Raw genomic sequence first — 23,871 nt, forward strand, 5'->3', positions numbered from 1 at the left:
GATTTACCAAAGTTCCTGCGAATTCATCCCGTTACCGGCGCTGCCGTGGGTCGATCGCCGGCGCGTCAATGGATGAACGGTATGCTCTCTTCTCGTCATCGCCGGGCCTTGCGCCTGGCCAGTCGCTTTATCGATCCCTACCGTTGGCAGGCGCTGGGAGCCTTGCTGGCCCTGGTGCTCACCGCGGGCATCACCCTGTCCATGGGGCAGGGCATCCGCCTGTTGGTGGACCAGGGCTTCATGACCCAGTCGCCGCACCTGCTGAACCAGACCATCGGCCTGTTCCTGCTGCTGGTACTGGCGCTGGCTGTAGGTACCTTCGTGCGTTTCTACCTGGTGTCGTGGATCGGCGAGCGCTGCGTCGCGGATATCCGGCGCCAGGTGTTCAATCACCTGATCTACCTGCACCCGGGGTTCTACGAGAACAATCGCAGCTCGGAAATCCAGTCCCGCCTGACAGCGGACACCACGCTGCTGCAGTCGGTGATCGGATCTTCGCTGTCGTTGTTCCTGCGTAATGCACTGATGGTGCTGGGCGGCATAGTCCTGCTGTTCATCACCAATCCCAAGCTCACCAGCATCGTGGTGATCGCCCTGCCGCTGGTGTTGGTGCCGATCCTGCTTTTCGGTCGCCGGGTGCGTAGCCTGTCGCGCTTGAGCCAGGACCGGATCGCCGATGTGGGCAGCTACGTGGCAGAAACCCTCGGGCAGATCAAGACGGTCCAGGCCTACAACCACCAGGCCGAGGACGAACGGCGCTTCGCCCTGACGGTGGAGGAGGCTTTTCATACCGCGCGCCAGCGCATCATCCAGCGTGCCTGGCTGATCACCCTGGTGATCGTCCTGGTGTTGGGTGCCGTAGGGGTGATGCTCTGGGTCGGCGGCATGGATGTGATCGCCGGGCGAATTTCCGCCGGTGAGCTGGCGGCCTTCGTGTTCTACAGCCTGATCGTCGGTAGCGCCTTCGGTACCCTGAGCGAGGTGATCGGCGAGTTGCAGCGGGCGGCAGGGGCTGCGGAGCGGATTGCCGAGCTGCTGCGGGAGCGGAGCATCATCCAGGCGCCGAGCGCCGGGCTGGTCCGTTTGCCGGCCCGAGTTAGAGGGGAGCTGCAACTGGAGAACCTGCGCTTTGCCTATCCCTCACGAGCTGATCGCTACGCTCTGGATGGTTTGTCCTTGAGCATCCGCGCCGGGGAGACCCTGGCCCTGGTCGGCCCCTCGGGAGCTGGCAAGTCCACCTTGTATGACTTGCTGCTGCGCTTCTACGATCCGCAGCAAGGGCAGATCCTGCTGGATGGCGTGCCCCTGGCCAGCCTCGATCCGCAGGACCTGCGGCGTTGTTTCGCCCTGGTGTCGCAGAGTCCGGCGCTGTTCTTCGGCAGCATCGAGGAGAACCTGCGCTACGGCAATCCTGCCGCGACTGCGGAGCAAGTCCGGGAGGCCGCGCGGATCGCCTACGCCCATGAGTTCATCGAGCAGATGCCCCAGGGCTATCAGACTCACCTGGGCGATGGTGGACAGGGCCTGTCCGGAGGCCAGCGCCAGCGCCTGGCGATCGCCCGGGCGCTGCTGGTGGATGCGCCGATCCTGCTGCTGGACGAGGCCACCAGTGCCCTGGACGCGCAGAGCGAACACCTGATCCAGCAAGCCTTGCCGAGCCTGATGCAGAATCGCACCACCCTGGTGATCGCCCATCGCCTGGCCACGGTGAAGAATGCCGATCGAATCGCGGTCATGGACCAGGGCCGGCTGGTGGCGGTGGGTACGCACCAGCAATTGATCGCCGACAGCCCGCTGTATGCGCGCCTGGCGGCGCTACAGTTCAGCGATGGTTCTTGAGTTCATCGGGCTGGATGGCGACAGGTTCCTGTCGCGTCTGCCGAGCTTGTGAGGCTGCGCACGAGGGCGTAGGCCTCGCCAGCCATATATTGCTGCTGCGTCGTACCCGATCACAGCGAAGGGGTGGGGGAAATACGAAAAAGCCCGCAACCATGCGGGCTTTTTCTTGGGCGGAAGATCAGAGATCGTCGAAGTAGCGTTCGTGCCAATCCACCAGTGGTTGCGGTGAATTGAGCTTCTGGCCGTAGATCACCGAATAGGACAGGACGTTCTGCACGTACTGGCGGGTTTCGTCGAAGGGGATGCTTTCCACCCACACGTCGAAACTCAGGTGGTCGGCGCCCTTGAGCCACTGGCGCACGCGGCCGGGGCCGGCGTTGTAGGCCGCTGAGGCCAGCACCCGGTTGCCGTTGAACTGGCTGTGGACCTGGCTCAGGTAGGCTGCGCCCAGCTGGATGTTCTTGTCCGGATCCAGCACTTGCTGCGGCGAGGCCAGGGGAATGCTGAACTTGCGCGCGGTTTCCTTGGCGGTGCCGGGCATCAGTTGCATCAGGCCGCTGGCACCGACACCGGAGCGGGCGTCGTCCATGAACGCACTTTCCTGGCGGGTGATGGCGAACACCCAGCTGGAATGCAGGCCACGGACCTTGGCTTCGCGTACCAGGGTATCGCGGTGGGCCATGGGGAAACGGATGTCCAGGTCGTCCCAGTACTGGGCCTGGCTGATGGTGCGGATGGCCGGGAAGTACCACTTCAGGTCATAGGCCAAGCGGGCCTGGGCGACCATTTCGTCACGGTTGAAATGCCGGCTGACGTGGTACCACTCGCGACGCCCGTCGACGATCTGTCCCCGGGCATGGAGTTCCAGGGCGCGACGCACGCCTGGAGTGTTGCGTACCTTGTTGATCACCGCCTGGCTGAGCATCAGCGGCTGGTTGTTCAACTGGTAGGGCGCCTTGGCATGATCGGCGGCGAGGAAACCATAGAAGTCCCGCTCCCGGGACAGGCCCTTGAACAGTGCCTGGGCCTGGGGGTTCTTCGGTTCCGCCAGTTCCAGGCTGCGTGCCTGCCAGTAGCGCCAGCGGTTGGTGCTGGCCAGCTCCTGGGGCAGCTTGCGGGTCAGCTGGTAGGCATCTTCCCAGCGCGCCAGGCGCAACAGCAGGCGCAGGCGCCATTCGGACACGGTGTTGTCCCGCAGCTCGGGATCGTACTTGGTCATCACGTCCAGGGCGCGGCTGTCGAAGCGCCGGGCCAGGGTCAGGCCGATCTCGCGGGCAATGGCCACTTTTTCGTCACGGGAGAAGTGCATGCTGCTGGCATAACCGTCGAGCAGGGCCATGGCCTTGTCCGGGTCCTGGCGGGCCAGGCGGCGCAGGCCAAGGCCGACCACATCGGACATGGCCTCGTTGGCGGGCTGGAAGCGCGAAGGCTGGCTTAGCAGCTCCGGTTTCTGGGCCACATCCACTAGCAGGCGACCCTGGGGCGCCAGGGTGGTCATGCTGTTGACCAGGCTGTTGGCCAGGGCGTAGTTACGCGCCTCGGCCGCCAGCTTGGCCCGCTGCCAGCGCTTTTGCTCGGTCAGCTGGCCCTCGGCGGCCCACTGGCCGAACAGGCCGTCGCAGGCCGCAGGTTGGGATTTGCCGCTCAGCCAGAGTTTTTCGGCGGTGGCGTAGCCCTCGGCCTTGAGGTTGTGGCCCAGTTGGTACTGGCCGTTGAGGCAGTCGAGCTCGGTGAAGTTGAGCTTGGGGTCGTAGTACTTGGCGAATGTCGCCCAGTCGCCGCGTTCGGCCAGCCAGCGTAACCAGCGCAGCTTCATCCAGTTGGCCTGGGGCAGGTCGCCGTGTTCGGCGAGGAATTTCTCGATCTCGGCGTTGCTGGCGCTCTTCAGCCGGGCAGTGAGTTCGTCGTAGGCCAGGTAGGGCTCGAGCGGGTAGTCGCGCAGCGCATCGGCGTAACGGAAGTAGGGGCCGGAGTCACCCTTGGCCAGGGCGCGCTTGGCTTCGTCGTAGTACTGGCGTTGCAGGGTCAGGTCTGCCGCCTGGGCGGACTGGGCGGCAGCGGCGGAAAGAAGCAGGCAGGATAAAAGGCTGAAAAGGCGACTGCGCATGAGACATCCGGGCAGAGAAATCATGACAAGTGCCGACAGGGCCAACACTGATTGCTCACTAGCTTAGCCTTTTGCCAGCAACCGGCGAAAGCTTTGCCGGTCCGCTGGTATCAGTTGGCAACAAATGTCGCGCCAGGGTCGCCACCGGCGAAATAGCCGGCCTTCTGCGAGCCTAACTCAGGTAGAATGCGCGCCCGGTTTTTGGAGAAGAACATGACCCTGCTCAAATTCAGCGATGTGTCCCTTGCTTTCGGCGCCATGCCGTTGCTGGACAAGGTGTCCTGGCAGATCGCCCGTGGCGAGCGGGTGTGCATCATCGGTCGCAACGGTACTGGCAAGTCCAGCATGATGAAGCTGGTCAAGGGCGACCAGAAGCCCGACGACGGTTCAATATGGCGCGCACCCGCCCTGAAGATCGGCGAGTTGCCCCAGGAGTTGCCGGTGGCCGACGAGCGCACTGTGTTCGATGTGGTCGCCCAGGGCCTGGCTGGGGTCGGCGAGTTGCTGGCCCAGTACCATCACCTGAGCCAGAACATCGTCACCGACGCCGACCTGGAAAAACTGATGCACGTCCAGCACGACCTCGAGGCCCGTGACGGCTGGCGCTTGCAGCAGCTGGTGGACAGCACCCTGAGCCGCCTGCAGTTGCCTGCCGACAAGACCCTCGCCGAGCTGTCCGGTGGCTGGCGCCGGCGCGTCCTGCTGGCCCAGGCTCTGGTGGCGGAGCCGGATCTGCTGTTGCTCGACGAGCCGACCAACCACCTGGACATCGGTGCGATCGCCTGGCTGGAAGAAGCGCTGAAGGATTTCCAGGGGGCCGTGCTGTTCATCACCCACGACCGTTCCTTCCTGCAAAATCTGGCCACTCGTATTCTCGAGCTGGATCGTGGCGGCCTGATCGACTGGAACGGCGACTACGCCAGCTTCCTGGTCCACAAGGAAGCGGCCCTGGCAGCGGAAGAAACCGCCAACGCACTGTTCGACAAGCGCCTGGCCCAGGAAGAAGTCTGGATTCGCCAGGGCATCAAGGCCCGTCGCACCCGTAACGAAGGCCGCGTGCGAGCGCTCAAGGCCTTGCGCGTGGAGCGTAGCCAGCGTCGCGAGCGCACCGGCAAGGCCAACATCCAGCTGGAAGCGGCGGACAAGTCCGGCAAGCAGGTGATGGTGCTGGAGAATGTCAGTTTCGCCCACCCGGAAGGGCCGTTCCTGGTCAAGGATTTCTCCATGGTCCTGCAGCGCGGCGACCGTATCGGCCTGCTGGGCGCCAACGGCACCGGCAAGACCACCTTGCTCAAGCTGATGCTGGGCGGCCTGGTGCCCAGCAGCGGCAAGGTCGAGGAGGGGACGCGGATCGAAGTGGCCTACTTCGACCAGTTGCGCCACCAGCTGGACCTGGAAAAGACCGTGATCGACAACGTCGCCGAAGGTCGCGACTTCATCGAGATCGATGGCCAGAACCGGCATGTGCTCAGCTACCTGGGCGATTTCCTGTTCAGCCCACAGCGGGCGCGGACGCCGGTCAAGGCACTCTCGGGTGGCGAGCGTGCGCGGCTGCTGCTGGCCAAGCTGTTCAGCAAACCGGCCAACCTGCTGGTGCTGGACGAACCGACCAACGACCTGGACGTGGAAACCCTCGAGCTGCTCGAAGAGGTGCTGTCGAACTACCAGGGTACGGTACTGATGGTCAGCCACGACCGGGCCTTCCTCGACAACGTGGTCACCAGCACCTTGGTCTTCGAGGGTCAGGGGCGCGTGCGCGAGTACGTCGGTGGTTATGAGGACTGGATCCGCCAGGGTGGCTCGCCGCGTTTGCTGGGTGTGACCGAGAACAAGTCCGGCAAGGCCGAGCTGAACTCCGCCGTAGTGCCGCCGGTGCCGGCCCAGGCGCTGGAGCCAGTACAGGAAGCCGCTGCACCTGCGGCGAAGAAGAAGCTCAGCTACAAACTGCAGCGTGAACTCGAGGCCCTGCCGGGGCAGATCGAGGCCATGGAACAGCAGATTGCCGCCGTCGAGGCGGAAATGGCCGATGCCGGTTTCTACCAGCGGCCCGTGGCAGAAACCACTGCGGTCATCGCGAAGCTGGAACAACTGAACGCCGAGCTGGACCAGATGGTCGAGCGCTGGGCGGAGCTGGATGCCTGATTGCTGGGTGCCTGATGCAAAAAGCCCGACTCCAGAGTCGGGCTTTTTGTCGCTGCGGTTGTCGCTTCATCAGTTCGGCAACGGCAAGCCTCAGCGCTTGGCCAGGTGCACCGCCAGCACGTCGCAAGGTGCTCCGTGCAGGACGTCGTTGGCGGTGGAGCCGAGCAACAGGGCCAGGCCATGGCGACCGTGGCTGCCGACCACGATCAGGTCGCACTCCTGTTCCTTGGCCAGGTGATGGATTTCCTGGCGCGGCTGGCCATAGGTCAGGTGGCTGTATTCCTTGGTCAGTTCCGGGTACTTGTTGATCAGGCGGTCGAGGCGTTCCTTGGCCTGGTCGAATTGTTGCTGCTGCAGTTGCGAGAGATCCATGGGGACGTCGCCACCGAAGGCCATCGCCATCGGTTCCACGATGTGCACCAGCGATAGCTTGGCGCCATTGCTCACCGACAGTTCGCGGGCCCGGTGGATAACAGGATCGCACTCTTCGGTTAGATCTACGGCGACCAGAATATGGTGGTAGGGCATGAGGCGCTCCTCCAGAGGATTGCAATAGCTTCAAGTATGGCTGGTTTAAAGCGGGTTGGTTGCAACGGCCCGCTCATCGAGAATCGAGAGTACAGATATGACGGTCTGGATAGTGGTGTCAATCCTTGTGGTGGTCTTGAGTCCCTGGGCATGGCTACGACCTTCGCGTCGCCAGAGTGGGTTGATCGCCGTGCGCATGGAGGCTCGGCGCATGGGCCTGGCCATGCAGCTGGCGCCCCAGGAGTGGCCGCACTGGCTGGGCCAGCAGCCTCCGGACCCGTGCCCGCAATACCACCGCCCACGGCGTGGGGGGGCGGTGGCGTGCTGGAGTTATTGGCAAGTGGCCCCGGGAAGTTGGGTCAACCAATGGCGCGAGCCATGTGACGATGAGTCGCTGCTCCAGCACCTGCGGACCCTGCCGGCTGGTGTGTTCAAGGTGGAGGCCGACAAGCAGCTGATCGCCCTGTACTGGAATGAGCGGGGTGAGCCCCGGGTGTTGCAGGATATCGCCGCGGTACTCAAGGCCCTGGCTTGAGCGCCGAGCAAGTTGGGCGAGCCTGTGCGCCAGGCAATAAAAAGCCCGACTCAGCATCGGGCGGGGTGGCCAGGCAGGCCGGAAACTCTCATGAAGCCACCTTCGGGTGGCTTTTTGTTGCCTGGGACTCGGGTTTGAGGCGGCATGCAGTTCCAGCGGCCATGCATGCGGCGTTGTTCGGATTTCTTTCTGAAGCTTAGCCAGGGGTTGTCATGCCGGCGGGAGATTTAGGGCGATTTTTCTAAATATTGATCTTATGAATGACTGCAGATGCAGGGGCGTGTTGGTGGTCCGCAGCACCCGGGAATGACCGCAAAGTCGCGTTTCAAACAGCATTTCGGACGATTGACAATTAGCGGATTTTCCGTGAATGTGGCGTACCCAAATCAAACGGGCGTATGAAATGAGCGTTTGTATCTCAGGCGTCTCTATACAGATTCCCGATTATCGCGTTGGCGGGTGTGCCTGGCGGATTGGCGTTAGCATCGACGGTGACGTCAGTGCCATGCCAGAAGTTAGCGTCCGACGTGTACTGTTCAGCTTCCATATCGTGGAGATCAGTTGATGATTTACGAAGGTAAAGCCATCACGGTTAAGGCTCTTGAAAGCGGCATCGTCGAATTGAATTTCGACCTCAAGGGTGAGTCCGTCAACAAGTTCAACCGTCTAACCCTGAACGAATTGCGTCAGGCTGTTGACACCATCAAGGCAGATGCGTCGATCAAGGGCGTGATCGTCAGCAGTGGCAAGGACGTGTTCATCGTCGGCGCCGACATCACCGAGTTTGTCGACAACTTCAAGCTGCCGGATGCGGAGCTGGTGGCAGGCAACCTCGAAGCCAACAAGATCTTCAGCGATTTCGAAGACCTTGGCGTGCCTACCGTTGCCGCCATCAACGGCATCGCCCTGGGCGGCGGCCTGGAAATGTGCCTGGCAGCGGACTACCGCGTGATGTCCGCCAGCGCCAAGATCGGCCTGCCGGAAGTCAAGCTGGGCATCTACCCGGGCTTCGGCGGCACCGTGCGCCTGCCGCGCCTGATCGGTACCGACAACGCCATCGAATGGATCGCCGCCGGCAAGGAAAACCGTGCCGAAGACGCGCTGAAGGTTGGTGCTGTGGATGCAGTGGTGGCCCCTGAGAAGCTCAAGGATGCTGCCCTGACCCTGCTCAAGGGCGCCATTTCCGGCGAGTTCGACTACAAGGCCAAGCGCCAGCCGAAGCTGGAGAAGATCAAGCTCAACGCCATCGAGCAGATGATGGCCTTCGAAACCGCCAAGGGTTTCGTGGCCGGCCAGGCGGGTCCTAACTACCCGGCTCCGGTCGAGGCGATCAAGACCATCCAGAAGGCCGCCAACTTCGGGCGCGACAAGGCCCTGGAAGTGGAAGCCGCAGGCTTCGTCAAGCTGGCCAAGACCTCGGCCGCCCAGAGCTTGATCGGCTTGTTCCTGAACGACCAGGAGCTCAAGCGCAAGGCCAAGGCCTACGACGAGATCGCCCAGGACGTGAAGCAGGCCGCTGTACTTGGCGCCGGCATCATGGGTGGCGGCATCGCCTACCAGTCGGCCTCCAAGGGCACGCCGATCCTGATGAAGGACATCAACGAGCACGGTATCGAGCAGGGCCTGGCGGAAGCCGCGAAACTGCTGGTTGGCCGCGTCGAGAAGGGCCGCATGACCGCAGCGAAGATGGCCGAAGTGCTCAACGGCATTCGTCCGACCCTGTCCTACGGTGACTTCGACAACGTCGACCTGGTGGTCGAAGCCGTGGTCGAGAACCCCAAGGTCAAGCAAGCCGTACTGGCTGAAGTCGAAGCCCAGGTCAAGGAAGATGCGATCCTGGCGTCCAACACCTCGACCATTTCCATCAGCCTGTTGGCCAAGGCCCTCAAGCGTCCGGAAAACTTCGTCGGCATGCACTTCTTCAACCCCGTGCACATGATGCCGCTGGTGGAAGTGATCCGTGGCGAGAAGTCCAGTGAGCTGGCCGTCGCCACCACCGTTGCCTATGCCAAGAAAATGGGCAAGAACCCGATCGTGGTCAACGACTGCCCGGGCTTCCTGGTCAACCGCGTGCTGTTCCCGTACTTCGGCGGTTTCGCCAAGCTGGTCAGCGCTGGCGTGGACTTCGTACGCATCGACAAGATCATGGAGAAGTTCGGCTGGCCAATGGGCCCGGCCTACCTGATGGACGTGGTCGGCATCGACACCGGCCACCATGGTCGCGACGTGATGGCCGAAGGCTTTCCGGATCGCATGAAGGACGACCGCCGTTCGGCTATCGACGTGCTCTACGAGGCCAAGCGCCTGGGCCAGAAGAACGGCAAGGGTTTCTACGCCTACGAGACCGACAAGCGCGGCAAGCAGAAGAAGGTCGCCGATCCGTCGGTGCTGGAAGTGCTCAAGCCGATCGTCTACGAGCAGCGTGAAGTCACCGACGAAGACATCATCAACTGGATGATGATCCCGCTGTGCCTGGAAACCGTTCGTTGCCTGGAAGACGGCATCGTCGAGACGGCTGCCGAAGCCGACATGGGCCTGGTCTACGGTATTGGTTTCCCTCCATTCCGTGGCGGTGCGCTGCGCTACATCGATTCCATCGGTGTCGCCCAGTTCGTTGCCCTGGCCGACCAGTACGCCGATCTGGGCGCGCTGTACCACCCGACCGCGAAGCTGCGTGAAATGGCCAAGAACGGCCAGAGCTTCTTCGGTTAAGCGCCCACACTAGAGCGAGAGTGAACATATGAGCTTGAATCCTAGAGACGTCGTGATTGTCGACTTCGGTCGTACTCCGATGGGCCGCTCCAAGGGCGGCATGCACCGCAACACCCGTGCCGAAGACATGTCGGCACACCTGATCAGCAAGCTGCTGGAGCGCAACGCCAAGGTCGACCCGGCGGAAGTCGAAGATGTGATCTGGGGCTGCGTCAACCAGACCCTGGAGCAGGGCTGGAACATCGCCCGCATGGCATCGCTGATGACCCAGATCCCCCACACCTCGGCCGGCCAGACCGTCAGCCGCCTGTGCGGTTCGTCCATGAGCGCCCTGCACACCGCGGCGCAAGCGATCATGACCGGCAACGGCGACGTGTTCGTCGTTGGTGGTGTGGAGCACATGGGCCACGTGAGCATGATGCACGGCGTGGATCCGAACCCGCACCTGTCCCTGTACGCGGCAAAAGCCTCGGGCATGATGGGCCTGACCGCCGAGATGCTGGGCAAGATGCACGGCATCACCCGCGAACAGCAGGATGCCTTCGGCCTGCGCTCCCACCAGCTCGCCCACAAGGCGACCCTGGAGGGTAAGTTCAAGGACGAGATCATCCCGATGCAGGGTTACGACGAGAATGGCTTCCTGAAGCTGTTCGACTACGACGAAACCATTCGTCCGGATACCACCCTGGAGAGCCTGGCGGCCCTGAAGCCGGCGTTCAACCCCAAGGGCGGCACCGTGACTGCCGGTACTTCGTCGCAGATCACCGACGGCGCTTCGTGCATGATCGTGATGTCCGCCCAGCGTGCCCAGGACCTGGGCATCCAGCCGATGGCGGTGATCCGCTCGATGGCGGTCGCAGGTGTGGATCCGGCGATCATGGGCTATGGTCCAGTACCGGCCACGCAGAAAGCCCTGAAGCGTGCGGGCCTGGGAATCGCCGATATCGACTTCTTCGAGCTCAACGAAGCTTTCGCCGCACAGGCCCTGCCAGTGCTGAAAGATCTGAAAGTACTCGACAAGATGGACGAGAAGGTTAACCTGCACGGCGGCGCAATCGCCCTGGGTCACCCGTTCGGTTGTTCCGGCGCGCGTATCTCCGGGACTCTGCTCAACGTCATGAAGCAGAATGGCGGCACCTTCGGTGTGTCTACCATGTGCATCGGCCTTGGCCAGGGTATCTCGACCGTCTTCGAACGCGTTTAAGCGTTGGGTTGATGGAAGCCGGGGCCCTGTGCCCCGGTTTTTGTTTTTCTGAAGATTTTTAATTTTTTTTGCACGAGGGCCAGAGCATGCAGTTACAACCCGGGCTCTACCAGCATTACAAAGGGCCGCAGTACCGCGTCTTCAGCGTGGCGCGGCATTCGGAAACGGAAGAAGAAGTGGTGTTCTACCAAGCCCTGTATGGCGATTACGGCTTCTGGGTGCGTCCCTTGAGCATGTTCCTGGAGTCAGTCGAAGTTGACGGCGAGCAGGTCCCACGCTTTGCTTTGGTGCAGGCCGAACCCAGTCTTTTTTCACCGGCTTGAGCGCAGGTCGCGCAGTACCCTGCGCTTGACCTCACCTTGTTGCCACTATATATAGCGGTGCCGCGTCAGGCGCCATCCGCCTCAACTTCTCGAATTCAGGAATTTTCCGATCCATGGGCAAATCGCTGGTCATTGTGGAATCCCCGGCTAAGGCCAAGACCATCAACAAGTACTTGGGTAACCAATACGTGGTGAAGTCGAGTATCGGCCATATCCGAGACCTGCCCACCAGCGGTTCGGCAAGTGCCGCCAAGGAGCCAGCCGCCAAGCGTGGCAAGGCCGCAGGCGAGGCTCCGGCCCTGTCGCCGAAGGAAAAGGCGCGCAAGCAGCTGGTGGCGCGCATGGGCGTCGATCCCGAGCACGGCTGGAAAGCCAAGTACGAAATCCTTCCTGGCAAGGAAAAGGTCATCGAAGAGCTGCGCCGCCTTGCCAAGGATGCCGACACCATCTATCTCGCGACGGACTTGGACCGCGAAGGGGAAGCCATTGCCTGGCACCTGCGCGAGGCCATCGGTGGTGACGACGAGCGCTACAAGCGCGTGGTGTTCAACGAAATCACCAAGAAGGCGATCCAGGACGCCTTCTCCCAGCCGGGCGAGCTGGATATCCATCGGGTCAATGCCCAGCAGGCCCGGCGCTTCCTCGACCGCGTAGTGGGCTACATGGTGTCGCCGCTGCTGTGGGCCAAGATCGCCCGTGGCCTGTCCGCCGGTCGCGTGCAGTCGGTGGCGGTCAAGTTGGTAGTGGAGCGTGAGCGCGAGATCCGCGCGTTCATCCCTGAAGAATACTGGGAGGTGCATGCCGACCTCGGTACCGCGAAGAACGCCAAGGTGCGTTTCGAAGTGGCGCGCGAGAATGGCGAGGCCTTCAAGCCGCTCAACGAAGCCCAGGCCATGGCGGCCCTAGAGAAGCTCAAGGCGTCGTCCTACAGCGTCGCCAAGCGTGAAGACAAGCCCACCAGCAGCAAGCCTTCGGCCCCGTTCATCACTTCCACCCTGCAGCAGGCGGCGAGCAATCGACTGGGCTTCGGGGTGAAGAAGACCATGATGATGGCCCAGCGCTTGTACGAAGCGGGCTACATCACCTACATGCGTACCGACTCCACCAACCTCTCGGCCGACGCCGTGGCAATGGCCCGTAGCTATATCGAGAGCGAATTCGGTGACAAGTACCTGCCAGCCTCGCCCAATGTCTACAGCAGCAAGGAAGGGGCCCAGGAGGCGCACGAAGCGATTCGTCCGTCCGATGTGCACACCCATCCGAGCAAGCTGTCGGGCATGGAACGTGATGCCGAGCGCCTGTATGAGCTGATCTGGCGCCAGTTCGTGGCCTGCCAGATGCCTCCGGCACAATACTTGTCCACTACCGTCAGCGTTGCCGCCGGCGACTTCGAGCTGCGCGCCAAGGGCCGTATTCTCAAGTTCGACGGTTACACCCGGGTCATGCCCCAGGTGAGCAAGCCGGGCGATGACGATGTGCTGCCCGACATGGCCCAGGGCGAAGTCCTGAAGCTGATCAAGCTGGATCCGAGCCAGCACTTCACCAAGCCGCCGGCGCGTTACTCCGAGGCCAGCCTGGTGAAGGAGATGGAAAAGCGTGGCATCGGTCGTCCTTCGACCTATGCGGCGATCATCTCCACCATCCAGGATCGCGGCTACGTGACCCTGCACAACCGCCGCTTCTATTCGGAAAAGATGGGCGATATCGTCACCGAGCGCCTCTCCGAGAGCTTCTCCAACCTCATGGACTACGGCTTCACTGCCGGCATGGAAGAGAACCTCGACGATGTGGCCCAGGGCGAGCGTGACTGGAAGAACGTCCTCGACGAGTTCTATGGCGACTTCAAGAACAAGCTCGAGGTCGCGGAGGGCGCTGAAAGCGGTATGCGCGCCAACCAGCCGGTCATGACCGATATCCCGTGCCAGACCTGCGGTCGGCCGATGCAGATCCGTACGGCCTCCACAGGCGTGTTCCTGGGCTGCTCGGGTTACAGCCTGCCACCCAAGGAGCGCTGCAAGGCCACGGTCAACCTGGTTCCGGGCGACGAGATCGCGGCGGACGACGAGGGTGAGTCCGAATCTCTGGTGCTGCGCGGCAAGCATCGTTGCCCGATCTGCAGTACGGCGATGGACGCTTACCTGCTGGATGAAAAGCGCAAGCTGCATATCTGCGGCAACAATCCGGATTGCGCCGGCTATGAGATCGAAGAGGGCAACTACCGGATCAAGGGCTATGAAGGCCCGAGCCTGGAGTGCGACAAGTGCGGTAGCGAGATGCAGCTCAAGACCGGTCGTTTCGGCAAGTTCTTCGGTTGCACCAACCCGACCTGCAAGAACACCCGCAAGCTGCTGAAGAGCGGCGATGCGGCGCCGCCGAAGATGGATCCGGTGAAGATGCCCGAACTCAAGTGCGAGAAGGTCAACGACACCTATATCCTGCGTGACGGTGCGTCGGGGTTGTTCCTGGCCGCCAGCCAGTTCCCGAAGAACCGCGAGACCCGCGCGCCACTGGTGCTCGAGCTGATCCCGCACAAGGACGAGATCGATCCGAAGTATCACTTCCTCTGCGAAGCGCCGCAAAAGGACCCGGAAGGTCGTCCAGCGGTGGTGCGCTACAGCCGCAAGACCAAAGAGCAGTACGTGCAGACCGAAGTCGATGGCAAGCCTACTGGTTGGCGCGCCTTCTACGACGGCGGCAGCTGGAAGGTCGAGGACAAGCGCTGAAGTCCCGTGAGCGCTGGAGGGCGACCTCCGCGCGGTGACTGACAAGGCCGCATGTTCCCTTGGAACATGCGGCCTTTCTTTTGGCTTGCGGCCGGCGGGAGCGATCCCTGAAACTGTGATACCCGCATCCGGCTCTGTTCTTATGGTGGAGGCTGCCTACATGGCCCATGAGCTCTATACCCGTACCAATCAGAAAATCTATTTCGCCGGTTTGGCCCTGGAGGCTTTGGCGCGGGCGCAAGAGGGGCGGGCGATGAATGCCCAGGCCCTGGTCCAGGCTGGTCGCGAATCGGTGTTGTTTCACCTGTACGGGGCGCTGCTCGGGTTGTGCCACGAGATTGCCGGGTTCTACCGATTGCCCCAGGCAGGTGCTTCCCGCGTGGAGCAGATCCTCAACCGTGAGGTGCTGGAAAACATCGCTATTCCCGAGCTGGCGGAGTTGGTCGAGCTGGCGCAGAGCCCGCAAAGCTGGCTGGCGCAGTTGCTGGCCGCCTATGGGGCTTTGCTCCAGCCGCCAAGGGCGCCCCACAAGCCCAAGGGCGATGTCACCCAGCCGTTGATCGTGGCGGTCAGCCTGGATGAAGAGGCGCCGCCAGAGCTGGGGCGTGAGGAGCTGGAAAGCTGGCGGCAGAATCTCAAGGCCTTGGCTATTCGTTTTCGGGACGGCTTGAACGAGTGTTGAGCCCGGACGCCGGCTGATCCGCCGTACGACTATTTGATCAAGGAAGATTCATGCTGTTCTTCTTGCGTGACCAGGCATTGGTTCGCCTGCTGAATGACTCTCAGGTGCGGGTCGCCCGTGCCCGCTCCAACGCGGATTTGCTGGAGGTGCTCGACAGGCTCGAGGTGTTTCCCGGCGGGCTGGAGTTCGATCATGTGCAGTCGATAATCCTTCTGGTGCTGGCCTTTGCCGCCTTCGCCACGATGTGGTTGATGGATGGCATGGGCGGGATGTTCTGGCTGGGTCTGGCCCTGGTCTTTTCCAGCTACTACATCGGTAAAGGGCTTTCTGGGTCGTCGACGGACCTGGCCGCCAGCATTGCTCGCAAATGTGCACTGTTCTGCAATGAATTGAGCGAATTCGACAGTACCGCCGACTGGCGCCTGAAGAAGCTCAATAGTGAATTCATCGAATATCAGCGAGGCAATGAGCGACGTCACATCGTCGACTCGGTCCAGGGCGTCTATCAGGGGGGCTGTCACCGGTTGGCGTTCGAATACCACCACCTGCAGTACGTTACCTCCAGCAACCAGCGGGGGCCGGGTGGCAGCTACAGGAAGGTCTTCGATACCTTCAATCGCTATAGCCTGGTAGTGGAGTTCCCTTGGGTGATGGACATCGCGGTTCGTTCCAGCCCTTTGCCGGCCCCACAGACGTTGCAGCCGTTCAAGACCGGTTGCAGCGCTTTCGATGAGACCTTCGTACTGCGAGGCAATGATCAGGCCGGTTGCGAGCGATTCGCCACGGGCGCGACCCTGGCTTTTTTGCTAGAGCTCGCGCGTCGCCTGGATCAGGTCAACCTGGAGTTTTCCAGTCAGGGGCGGCTCTGCCTGAGCTTTGGCGACGAGATCATGGCCCATGCCGATCTCGGGGCTTTGAGCGATCTTGCCGTGTTTCGCCAGCGGATCGAGGAGGGGGTTGAACTGCCTGGGCTGTTTCCGGTACTGGAATGGGTGCACCAGTTGGCGCTGCTGCAAGATGGTTCGGTCGATCAGTCCTTGCAGGACGATGTCCGGCATAAGAGTCCTGGTGATCTGGTCAGGGAGGAATGATGCAGTTGCTAAAGCACGATGCCGAGTTGGTGCGCTTGCTGGGCGATTGCGATTCGGCAGTTGCGCGGGCTCGATCCAACGCGGATTTATTGGTGATTATCGACAGGCTCAAGTCCTTCAAGGGAGGGCTGCGTTTCGATCATGCCCAGTCCTGGGTGTTGTTGCTGCTGGCCATCATGGCGGCGATTCCCGCCCTGGCAGGCGTGCTGCTGATGTGGTTTGCCACGGCATGCCTGGGCTTCGCCAGCCTGTACATCTGGATGAGCCGGAAGGCGGCCGTTGATGAGCTACCGAAGAAAATAGCCCGCAAGTGTTCGTTACTCAGCAATGGCCTGCAGGACCCGGGTGGTTCTGCGGATGAGCGTTTCAACCAGTTGAGTGAAGAGTTCGCTGATTATGACCGTGGTAATGACAGCCGTCGTATAGAGGCCTCGGCCAAGGGGCTCTATCAGGGCCCACGCCATCAGTTGTCGTTTGTTTTCCACCACCTTCGCTATGTGAATTCGCATATCAAGAACCAGCCCAATAACGAAAGTGAAAGGGTTTACGAGAGCTTCGATCGATACAGCCTGGTAATCGATTTTCCTTGGATCAAAGACGTTGTGGTGCTCAGTAACGCGCTAGATCAGAAGAAAGCCAGGCGAGGGGCTTTCGAGACGACTTTCGCTGACTTCAACCGCGCTTTCATACTCAATGGTGAGAGTGAGTTGGTCTGCGCGAAATTCGCGAAACCCGCCACGCAGGTTTTTCTTCTGGGGCTTCATCGGCGATTGAAGAATGTGAACCTGGAGTTTTCCAGTCGAGGGCGTTTGTGCCTGAGTTTCGATGATGCCGAGGTCATGGCTTATGACGACCCGGGCACGTTCGAGGACCTGCAAGGCTTCTATGACAACATCGAGCGGGGATTGGCGTTGCCGAACCTGTTCCCGGTACTGGCCTTGGTGCATGAATTGGCGGAGTTGCAAGACGATAATTTTGATCGCCCGTTGAAAGTCACTGAAGAAATGGAGCAGTAGGTTTATGGAGTTGCTATTGGTCGTTGCGATTGTCTTGGGTGTTATTGCCTATACGCATTACAACAAGATAGTCGGTGCTCACAACAAGGCGCAGCGAGCTTGGTCGGATGTATTGGTATACGAGCGGCAGCGGATCAAGGTCCTGGATATGCTGGAGCCGCAAGTGGCTGGTTTCCAGGCATACGAAAGCCAGTTGCTGGAGCGGATAGTGGAATTGCGTACTGCTATTGCCGGTTTGCCATCGGCAGCCGATGGCGACGCATTGAAGTCGGTGAGTCAGAGCGCTAAAGCCTTGTCGGGGGGCTTGAATCTCGCCTTCGAGGCTTATCCCGATCTCAAGTCAGTAGAGCTATTGAGTAATCTGATGCGTGAGGTTGCCGAGCAAGAGAGCGATATTGGTGCCGCCATTACCCTGTTCAACCTGAACGTCGAGCATTTCAACAACAGCATTCAGTTATTTCCCGGTTCGCTGATCAATCGCTTGAGTTTGAACAAGTCTCTGATCACACCATTCTCGGACAGTCAGGCCGCGTCGGGTTTTGAGTACAAGCCAAATTTTTGAAGGGGCCCAGAGGTTCTTGCGCTACTGGCTGGTACCGAGTTCTTCGAGGGGGGCGACCAGCCGGACGCAAGCGATTCCCGCGCGAGGTTCGGGCGATGACTGGTATAATCCCTCGCCTTTCGTGGAGAACAGATCTATATGCCAACGTCCTTTCTAGAAATTGTCGAGTTGCCAGACGGCCGTATCGAGCTGCGCAGGGCTGAAGACGAGGGTTCTCTGGTGACTTTGGATTTCTCCGAGGATGCCAAGGCCTTTCTGCAAGGCCAGCATGTGGAAGTGGCCAAGGCCATGCTGAGCGTCGGCGTACAAATGGCCGGTCGCTTGGTCGAGGGCGAAATCGAGAAGGAAGAGGGGCCGCGGGTTCTTCATTAAGGCCCGTCCATCGGTTTCTTCAGGCCACTCGTCGCGTTGTTTGGGCTTCTCCGTCCTGGAGAAGCCTTGAATCATTCAAGCGTGTTCCCAGCTATTTTCCGTTGTTTACCCCAAGCGGATATTCAGGCTTTGCGCCTCGCCGGTGCGTGCAGCGCTGACCAGTTGTTGCCTGGCGCTGCTGCTCAGTGGATTAAGCCAACTGACCACTGTATGGCTACGGCCCAGGCGCAGGGCTTCGCATGCCAATTGTTGCGAGCTCTGGTTGCCCCGGGGGTGCAGTAGCAGGATGCGTTCGCGATTCAGGCCGGCATCCCGCAGCCAGGCCTGGGTCACGCTGGATGGCGGGGCGATCAGGGTGAGCCAGCGGGCATCCTGTTCCTGGCTCAGTTCCCTGAGAATGGGGGCCAACAGGTTCAGGCAGTTCCCGGCGGCGCCACGTAATGACAGTTCGCTGAAAGCTTCTGGTGCGTTGTTCCAGGGCGATTCGGCTGCTTCCTTGAGAGCCGGCGCCAGGGGTTGGGCCAGGAATGCTTCGAATAGCGGAAGCTGTGCTTGCTGGGGGACATGGGGGAACTGCATGGAGCCTCCTTCAGCGGCGAATGACGCCGACACTCAAGCCTTCGATCACCAGTTCCTGATCTTTCAGGTTGACTTCGATGGGGGCGAATTCGGGGTTCTCGGCGATCAGCCAGACCTTGCTGCCTTCGCGCTTGAAACGCTTGACCGTGACTTCGTCGCCGATGCGTGCCACGACCACCTGGCCGTTGCGGGCTTCGCGGGTGGTGTGCACGGCCAGCAGGTCGCCGTCGAAGATGCCGATGTCCTTCATGCTCATGCCGTTGACCCGTAGCAGGTAGTCGGCGCGCGGATGGAAGAAAGTCGGGTTGATGTTGCAGGACTCTTCGATGTGCTGCTGGGCGAGGATCGGGGCACCAGCGGCGACTCGGCCGATGATCGGCAGGGTGTCGTCGCTCTTGGCTTCGAAGCCCGGGATACGGATGCCGCGGGAGGCGCCCGGGGTCATCTCGATGGCGCCCTTGCGTGCCAGGGCCTTGAGGTGTTCCTCGGCGGCATTGGGGGATTTGAAACCCAGTTCCTGCGCGATTTCGGCGCGGGTCGGCGGGTAGCCGTTGTCTTCTAGGCAACGTTTGATAAAAGCCAGAATCTCAGCTTGGCGTGGCGTCAGTTTTAGCATGTCGATCGCTCTGTCTTTTTATACAGTTGCTGGGATTATATACAGTAGGCATGGCTTGGCAATCCTCCTTTTGCCATGCCCGGCCCGACGGTTGTCGTCCTGGTGTCGGAATCTGCCGGCCCGGGCAGGCTACAGGGGCCGGCAGGTATGATTAAATAGCGCGCCGGAAGGCCTTCGCAAGGGCAGGCAGGCTTGACATTGCAGAGCCTGAAACGTATGTTTCAAACAAGTGTTTGTCAGGCGGAGTAGCCATGGCCCAGTCGGAAACCGTTGAACGCATTCTCGATGCTGCCGAGCAGTTGTTCGCGGAAAAAGGTTTTGCCGAAACCTCGTTGCGCCTGATCACCAGCAAGGCCGGGGTCAACCTGGCGGCGGTGAATTACCATTTCGGTTCCAAGAAGGCCCTGATCCAGGCGGTGTTCTCGCGCTTCCTCGGGCCGTTCTGCATCAGCCTCGATCGTGAGCTGGAGCGGCGCCAGTCCAAGCCCGACAGCAAGCCGAGCCTGGAAGAGCTGCTGGAAATCCTGGTGGAACAGGCCCTGGTGGTACAGCCGCGCAGTGGCAACGACCTGTCGATCTTCATGCGCTTGCTGGGCTTGGCCTTCAGCCAGAGCCAGGGCCACCTGCGGCGTTACCTGGAAGACATGTACGGCAAGGTGTTCCGCCGCTACATGTTGTTGGTCAATGAAGCGGCACCACGTATTCCACCCATCGAGCTGTTCTGGCGAGTGCACTTCATGCTGGGCGCGGCGGCGTTCAGCATGTCCGGGATCAAGGCCCTGCGGGCCATCGCCGAGACCGACTTCGGGGTCAACACTTCCATCGAGCAAGTGATGCGCCTGATGGTGCCGTTCCTGGCTGCCGGCATGCGTGCCGAGACCGGCGTCACCGACGAAGCCATGGCCAGTGCCCAGCTCAGGCCGCGCAGCAAGCCGGCCCCGGCAGCCGCCAAGGCCTGACCCTCCGGCTGGGCGCGACAGCTTACATCCGCTAAGCTAGCCGCCCATGCCGATTCTCGTTTTCCACTTCCGTACCTTCCCCTTCGCGACATCGATCGCCGTGGGCGCCCGTGTTTCGCGGCTGCCGGCGTCGATGGTGTGCGCATTCGTGTTTAAGGAAACTCTATGACCGCTGGCCTGCAAGGCTCCTTGATGGTGGACGTCGCCGGTACCTGGCTGACGGCCGAAGATCGCCACCTCCTGCGTCAGCCTGAGGTGGGTGGGTTGATCATCTTTGCCCGCAATATCGAGCATCCACGCCAGGTGCGCGAGCTGTGCGCGGCGATCCGGGCGATCCGTCCCGACCTCCTGCTGGCGGTGGACCAGGAAGGTGGCCGGGTGCAGCGCTTGCGCCAGGGCTTCGTCCGCCTGCCGGCGATGCGTGCCCTGGCCGACAACCCGAATGCCGAGTACCTGGCCGAGCAGTGCGGCTGGGTCATGGCCACCGAAGTCCTGGCGGTTGGCCTGGATCTGAGTTTCGCGCCGGTGCTGGATCTCGATCACCAGCGTAGCGCTGTGGTGGGCACCCGGGCCTTCGAAGGCGATCCTGAGCGCGCCGCGCTGCTGGCCGGAGCCTTCATCCGGGGCATGAACAGCGCCGGCATGGCGGCCACCGGCAAGCACTTCCCCGGCCATGGCTGGGCCGAGGCGGACTCCCACGTGGCAATCCCCAATGACGAGCGCAGCCTGGAAGAGATCCGTGCCAAGGACTTGCTGCCATTCGCCCGCCTGAGCAAGCAGTTGGCGGCGGTGATGCCGGCCCATGTGATCTATCCGCAGGTCGACGGCCAGCCGGCCGGCTTCTCGCGGCGCTGGCTGCAGGACATCCTGCGTGGCGAGTTGCAATTCGACGGGGTGATCTTCAGTGATGACCTGTCCATGGCTGGAGCCCATGTGGTGGGCGACGCCGCGAGCCGGATCGAGGCGGCCCTGAGCTCCGGATGCGACATGGGCCTGGTGTGCAACGACCGTGCTGCCGCCGAGCTGGCCCTGAGCGCTGCCCAGCGCCTCAAGGTCAGCCCGTCGCCACGGATCGCGCGGATGCGTGGCCAGGCCTTCGCCGACCTGGAGTACAAGCAGGACCCTCGTTGGTTGATCGCACTGGCCGCGCTGCGCGAGGCGCAGTTGATCGACTGACCTCGACCCCTCGACAGGCCGCTTCAGCGGCCTGTCTTGTTATCCGGCAACGGGGCGAACAATGCCTCGATGTCCTCGCCCTGCAGTTTCCAGTCGCCAGCCTGGCGTCCATCCAGTACGCCTGCCGCCAATCCGGATTTTTCCTGCTGCAGGTGCTGGATCTTCTCTTCTACGGTACCCCGGGCGATCAGCTTGTAGACGAACACCGGTTTTTCCTGGCCGATGCGATAGGCCCGATCGGTAGCCTGGGTTTCGGTGGCCGGGTTCCACCAGGGGTCGTAGTGGATCACCGTGTCGGCCTCGGTCAGGTTCAGGCCGACCCCGCCGGCCTTGAGGCTGATGAGGAAGATCTGCAGCTTGCCGCTCAGGAAATCCCGCACTGGGGTGCGCCGGTCCCGGGTCTGGCCGGTGAGCAGGCCGTAGGTGATGTTGCGTCGCTTGAGCTCGATCTCGATCAGGCCCAGCATCGAGGTGAACTGCGAGAACAGCAGGATGCGACGGCCCTCATCGAACAGTTCCTCGAGCATGGTCATCAGGCTGTCGAGCTTGCCGGACGAACTGCCGCGGGCTGGCGGCGAGTCATTGACCAGGCGCAGGTCGCAGCACACCTGGCGCAGCTTGAGCAGCGCCTCGAGGATGATGATCTGGCTGCGCGCCACGCCCTTGCGGGTGATCTCGTCGCGAACCTTCTTGTCCATGGCCAGGCGCATGGTTTCGTAGACGTCGCGTTGCGCTTCGTTGAGCTCGACCCAGTGGATGATCTCGGTCTTGGGTGGCAGTTCGGTGGCCACTTGTTCCTTGGTGCGGCGCAAGAGGAACGGCTTGATCCGGCCGTTGAGGTGCTGCAGGCGCGCCTCGCTGGCTTGCTTCTCGATAGGCACGCGGTAGTCGCGATTGAAGCTCTTGGCGTCCCCCAGCCAGCCAGGCAGCAGGAAGTGGAACAGTGACCAGAGCTCGCCCAGGTGGTTCTCCAAAGGCGTGCCGGACAGGCACAGGCGCTGCCGGGCATTGAGCTGGCGAGTGGCCTGGGCGGCCTTGCTCGATGGGTTCTTGATGTACTGGGCTTCATCCAGGATCAGCACGTGCAGCGGCTGCGCGGCCAACTGCTCGATGTCCTTGGGGAGCAGGGCGTAGGTGGTCAGCAACAGGTCGTAGTCGGCCAACTGGGGGAAATGCTTCTTGCGCCCGGCGCCGTACAGCGCCAGGACCTTGAGCTGCGGCGTGAAATGCGCGGCCTCGTCCAGCCAGTTGGGGATCAGGCTGGTAGGCATCACCACCATGCACGGGCGGTCCAGGCGCCCGGCGTTTTTCTCGCTGAGGATGTGAGCCAGGGTCTGCAGGGTCTTGCCCAGGCCCATGTCGTCGGCCAGGATGCCGCCCACTTCCAGTTGGCGCAGCGACTGCATCCAGCTCAGGCCTTCGAGTTGATAGGGGCGCAGGGTCGCGTTGAGCCCCTCGGGGACTGACGCTGAATAGTCGCGGATGTCCCGCAAGCGCTGGGCGAAGCTGCGAATGTGCTCGCCACCCTCCCAAAGCAGCGGCAGTTCCTCCAGCGGGTTGAGGCGGATGGCGTCGGCGTTGCTCAAGCGCAGGGCCAGATCGCTGTTCTCCTGCAAGTAGAACTCGCCCAGGGTCGCCAGTACCGGTTTCAAGCGGCCATAGGGCAGCGCCACCTGCAGCGGGCCGTGCAGGGAGTTGGGGCGGTTGGGGATGTTCACCAGGATCAGCTCGTCGTCGCGGCGCTTGGCCAGGCGCTCCGGGTTGAGGATCTCGGTGTGCGAGCGCATCAGGTTGAGCAGGATCGGTAGCAGGCTCAGGCGTTCGCCATTGACGATGATCCCCAGTTCCAGGTCGAACCAGTCCCGCCCGGGGGCTTCATCGACGCTGGCGTACCAGTCGTCCACCGCCGTCAGGTCGAAGCCGAAGCCCTCGTCGATCTGCAGCTCCCACTGTTGTTCGCGCAGCTTGGGCAACTCGTTGAGGGTGAAGGTCAGCCAGGCGCTGTCGTTGACCATCTCGTACAGCTCACCGGCGCTTTCCGCAAGCGCCTTGCTTTGCCGGGTGGCGATCTTGAAGCCCAGGGCGCGCAACTGCTCGCGGCAGGCCTGCTCCAGCTCCGGCTGGCGCTTGATGCGCAGGGTCTGCTGTTCCTGGTGGATGATCAGGTCGGCGTGCTTCTGGCCGCTGGCATATTCGCCCAGGTAGTTGAAGGACAGCGCGGCGCGGTGCTGGATGTAGCGCTGCATCTTGCCGTTGCGCGGCTCGAAGGCACTGAACTCGATGCTCGCCAGCCATAGCCGGGGCACCGGTCGCACGTCGTCCAGCAGTTGCTGGGGTGGAGCCGGTGGACGGCGGCTGTCGAGCACGGCGGAGAGTTTCTCCAGGAGCTCGGCGTCCTTGGCCGCCGCCGGGTAGGCCAGGGTTTCCTCCACTTGCAGGAGGACGGCGGCGATGTGCTTGCAGTTGCTGTGTACCGGGCACGTGCAGTGGCTGTCGATCAGCAGCAGGTTGCCCTTGCTCGACTCGCGCAGGGTGATGGTCTGGCGGTAGACATTGCCGCCGGAGCCTTCGCAGCTGGCAGTGATAGCGCTGTCTCCGGCGCTGACGATACGCACGCGTTTTTCCAGGGCATAACGTCGGCCGCGCTCCAAGGCTTGTTCCTTGAAGCGGTTGACCCAGGACGGGGCCAGGGGTTTGGTCAGGGG

General features: G+C 61.9%; 19 protein-coding genes. 14 read left to right on the forward strand and 5 right to left on the reverse strand.

Annotation, left to right across the window (positions count from 1 at the left end; genetic code table 11):
* Window positions 1-72 precede the first annotated feature (72 nt).
* Entirely contained in the window at window positions 73-1,839 is a 1,767-nt protein-coding gene (locus AC3WK8_RS23965) for an ABC transporter transmembrane domain-containing protein (protein ID WP_178088050.1), read from the forward strand.
* Window positions 1,840-2,017: 178 nt separating this feature from the next.
* Here the strand turns inward: AC3WK8_RS23965 and AC3WK8_RS23970 are convergent, their stop codons facing one another.
* The gene (locus tag AC3WK8_RS23970) at window positions 2,018-3,946 is read right to left on the reverse strand and encodes a transglycosylase SLT domain-containing protein (protein WP_022643341.1); all 1,929 of its coding nucleotides are present in this window, start codon (window positions 3,944-3,946) and stop codon (window positions 2,018-2,020) included.
* Window positions 3,947-4,159: 213 nt separating this feature from the next.
* On the opposite strand from AC3WK8_RS23970, the gene AC3WK8_RS23975 reads away from it, so the two are divergent.
* Window positions 4,160-6,088 (forward strand): ATP-binding cassette domain-containing protein, encoded by a 1,929-nt coding sequence (locus tag AC3WK8_RS23975; protein ID WP_022643342.1) that lies wholly within the window; start codon window positions 4,160-4,162, stop codon window positions 6,086-6,088.
* A gap of 90 nt (window positions 6,089-6,178) precedes the next feature.
* Here the strand turns inward: AC3WK8_RS23975 and AC3WK8_RS23980 are convergent, their stop codons facing one another.
* The gene (locus tag AC3WK8_RS23980) at window positions 6,179-6,616 is read right to left on the reverse strand and encodes a universal stress protein (protein ID WP_022643343.1); all 438 of its coding nucleotides are present in this window, start codon (window positions 6,614-6,616) and stop codon (window positions 6,179-6,181) included.
* A gap of 97 nt (window positions 6,617-6,713) precedes the next feature.
* Here AC3WK8_RS23980 and AC3WK8_RS23985 point away from each other — a divergent pair, with 97 nt between their 5' ends.
* The 10 genes from AC3WK8_RS23985 to AC3WK8_RS24030 all read left to right on the forward strand — a co-directional run bounded on the left by AC3WK8_RS23985 (window position 6,714) and on the right by AC3WK8_RS24030 (window position 17,836).
* Window positions 6,714-7,151 carry a hypothetical protein gene (locus AC3WK8_RS23985; RefSeq protein WP_031321315.1) on the forward strand — a complete coding sequence of 146 codons (438 nt, stop codon included), beginning with the start codon at window positions 6,714-6,716 and terminating at the stop codon, window positions 7,149-7,151.
* Window positions 7,152-7,715: 564 nt separating this feature from the next.
* Window positions 7,716-9,863: a fatty acid oxidation complex subunit alpha FadB gene (gene fadB, locus AC3WK8_RS23990; RefSeq protein ID WP_103326014.1), complete on the forward strand. Its 2,148-nt coding sequence runs from the start codon at window positions 7,716-7,718 to the stop codon at window positions 9,861-9,863.
* A gap of 28 nt (window positions 9,864-9,891) precedes the next feature.
* Window positions 9,892-11,067 carry an acetyl-CoA C-acyltransferase FadA gene (fadA, locus tag AC3WK8_RS23995; protein WP_031321318.1) on the forward strand — a complete coding sequence of 392 codons (1,176 nt, stop codon included), beginning with the start codon at window positions 9,892-9,894 and terminating at the stop codon, window positions 11,065-11,067.
* 86 nt (window positions 11,068-11,153) lie between these two features.
* A complete protein-coding gene (locus AC3WK8_RS24000; protein ID WP_019093731.1) occupies window positions 11,154-11,390 on the forward strand; it encodes a DUF1653 domain-containing protein in 237 nt (78 codons plus the stop codon).
* A gap of 113 nt (window positions 11,391-11,503) precedes the next feature.
* Complete coding sequence (topA, locus tag AC3WK8_RS24005) at window positions 11,504-14,113, forward strand: type I DNA topoisomerase (protein WP_053138616.1); 2,610 nt, start codon at window positions 11,504-11,506, stop codon at window positions 14,111-14,113.
* A gap of 160 nt (window positions 14,114-14,273) precedes the next feature.
* Window positions 14,274-14,795, forward strand: a complete 522-nt coding sequence (locus tag AC3WK8_RS24010; protein WP_053138660.1) for a DUF6586 family protein — start codon at window positions 14,274-14,276, stop codon at window positions 14,793-14,795.
* A gap of 50 nt (window positions 14,796-14,845) precedes the next feature.
* Entirely contained in the window at window positions 14,846-15,886 is a 1,041-nt protein-coding gene (locus AC3WK8_RS24015) for a hypothetical protein (protein ID WP_256592354.1), read from the forward strand.
* Window positions 15,886-16,902, forward strand: coding sequence for a hypothetical protein (locus tag AC3WK8_RS24020; RefSeq protein WP_103326015.1), 1,017 nt, complete (start codon window positions 15,886-15,888; stop codon window positions 16,900-16,902). The genes AC3WK8_RS24015 and AC3WK8_RS24020 overlap by 1 nt, the downstream gene beginning before the upstream one ends.
* Window positions 16,903-16,906: 4 nt before the next feature.
* Window positions 16,907-17,464, forward strand: coding sequence for a LemA family protein (locus AC3WK8_RS24025; protein ID WP_103326016.1), 558 nt, complete (start codon window positions 16,907-16,909; stop codon window positions 17,462-17,464).
* Between the two features lie 138 nt (window positions 17,465-17,602).
* On the forward strand, window positions 17,603-17,836 hold the full coding sequence (locus AC3WK8_RS24030; protein WP_083457029.1) for a hypothetical protein: 234 nt from the start codon (window positions 17,603-17,605) through the stop codon (window positions 17,834-17,836).
* Window positions 17,837-17,941: 105 nt separating this feature from the next.
* Here the strand turns inward: AC3WK8_RS24030 and sulA are convergent, their stop codons facing one another.
* Together sulA and lexA are read right to left on the reverse strand one after the other, a co-directional pair.
* Entirely contained in the window at window positions 17,942-18,415 is a 474-nt protein-coding gene (gene sulA / locus AC3WK8_RS24035; RefSeq protein WP_085597099.1) for an SOS-induced cell division inhibitor SulA, read from the reverse strand.
* A 10-nt stretch (window positions 18,416-18,425) separates the two neighbouring features.
* The gene (lexA, locus tag AC3WK8_RS24040) at window positions 18,426-19,031 is read right to left on the reverse strand and encodes a transcriptional repressor LexA (protein ID WP_085597098.1); all 606 of its coding nucleotides are present in this window, start codon (window positions 19,029-19,031) and stop codon (window positions 18,426-18,428) included.
* Between the two features lie 251 nt (window positions 19,032-19,282).
* Here lexA and AC3WK8_RS24045 point away from each other — a divergent pair, with 251 nt between their 5' ends.
* Both AC3WK8_RS24045 and nagZ read left to right on the forward strand, forming a co-directional pair.
* Window positions 19,283-19,990 (forward strand): TetR/AcrR family transcriptional regulator, encoded by a 708-nt coding sequence (locus AC3WK8_RS24045; RefSeq protein ID WP_022643354.1) that lies wholly within the window; start codon window positions 19,283-19,285, stop codon window positions 19,988-19,990.
* A 177-nt stretch (window positions 19,991-20,167) separates the two neighbouring features.
* A complete protein-coding gene (gene nagZ, locus AC3WK8_RS24050) occupies window positions 20,168-21,166 on the forward strand; it encodes a beta-N-acetylhexosaminidase (RefSeq protein WP_178088052.1) in 999 nt (332 codons plus the stop codon).
* A gap of 23 nt (window positions 21,167-21,189) precedes the next feature.
* Here the strand turns inward: nagZ and AC3WK8_RS24055 are convergent, their stop codons facing one another.
* Window positions 21,190-23,868: a DEAD/DEAH box helicase gene (locus AC3WK8_RS24055; protein ID WP_103326018.1), complete on the reverse strand. Its 2,679-nt coding sequence runs from the start codon at window positions 23,866-23,868 to the stop codon at window positions 21,190-21,192.
* Between the last annotated feature and the right edge of the window lie 3 nt (window positions 23,869-23,871).

It is taken from the genome of Pseudomonas sp. FW507-12TSA (assembly GCF_058781435.1).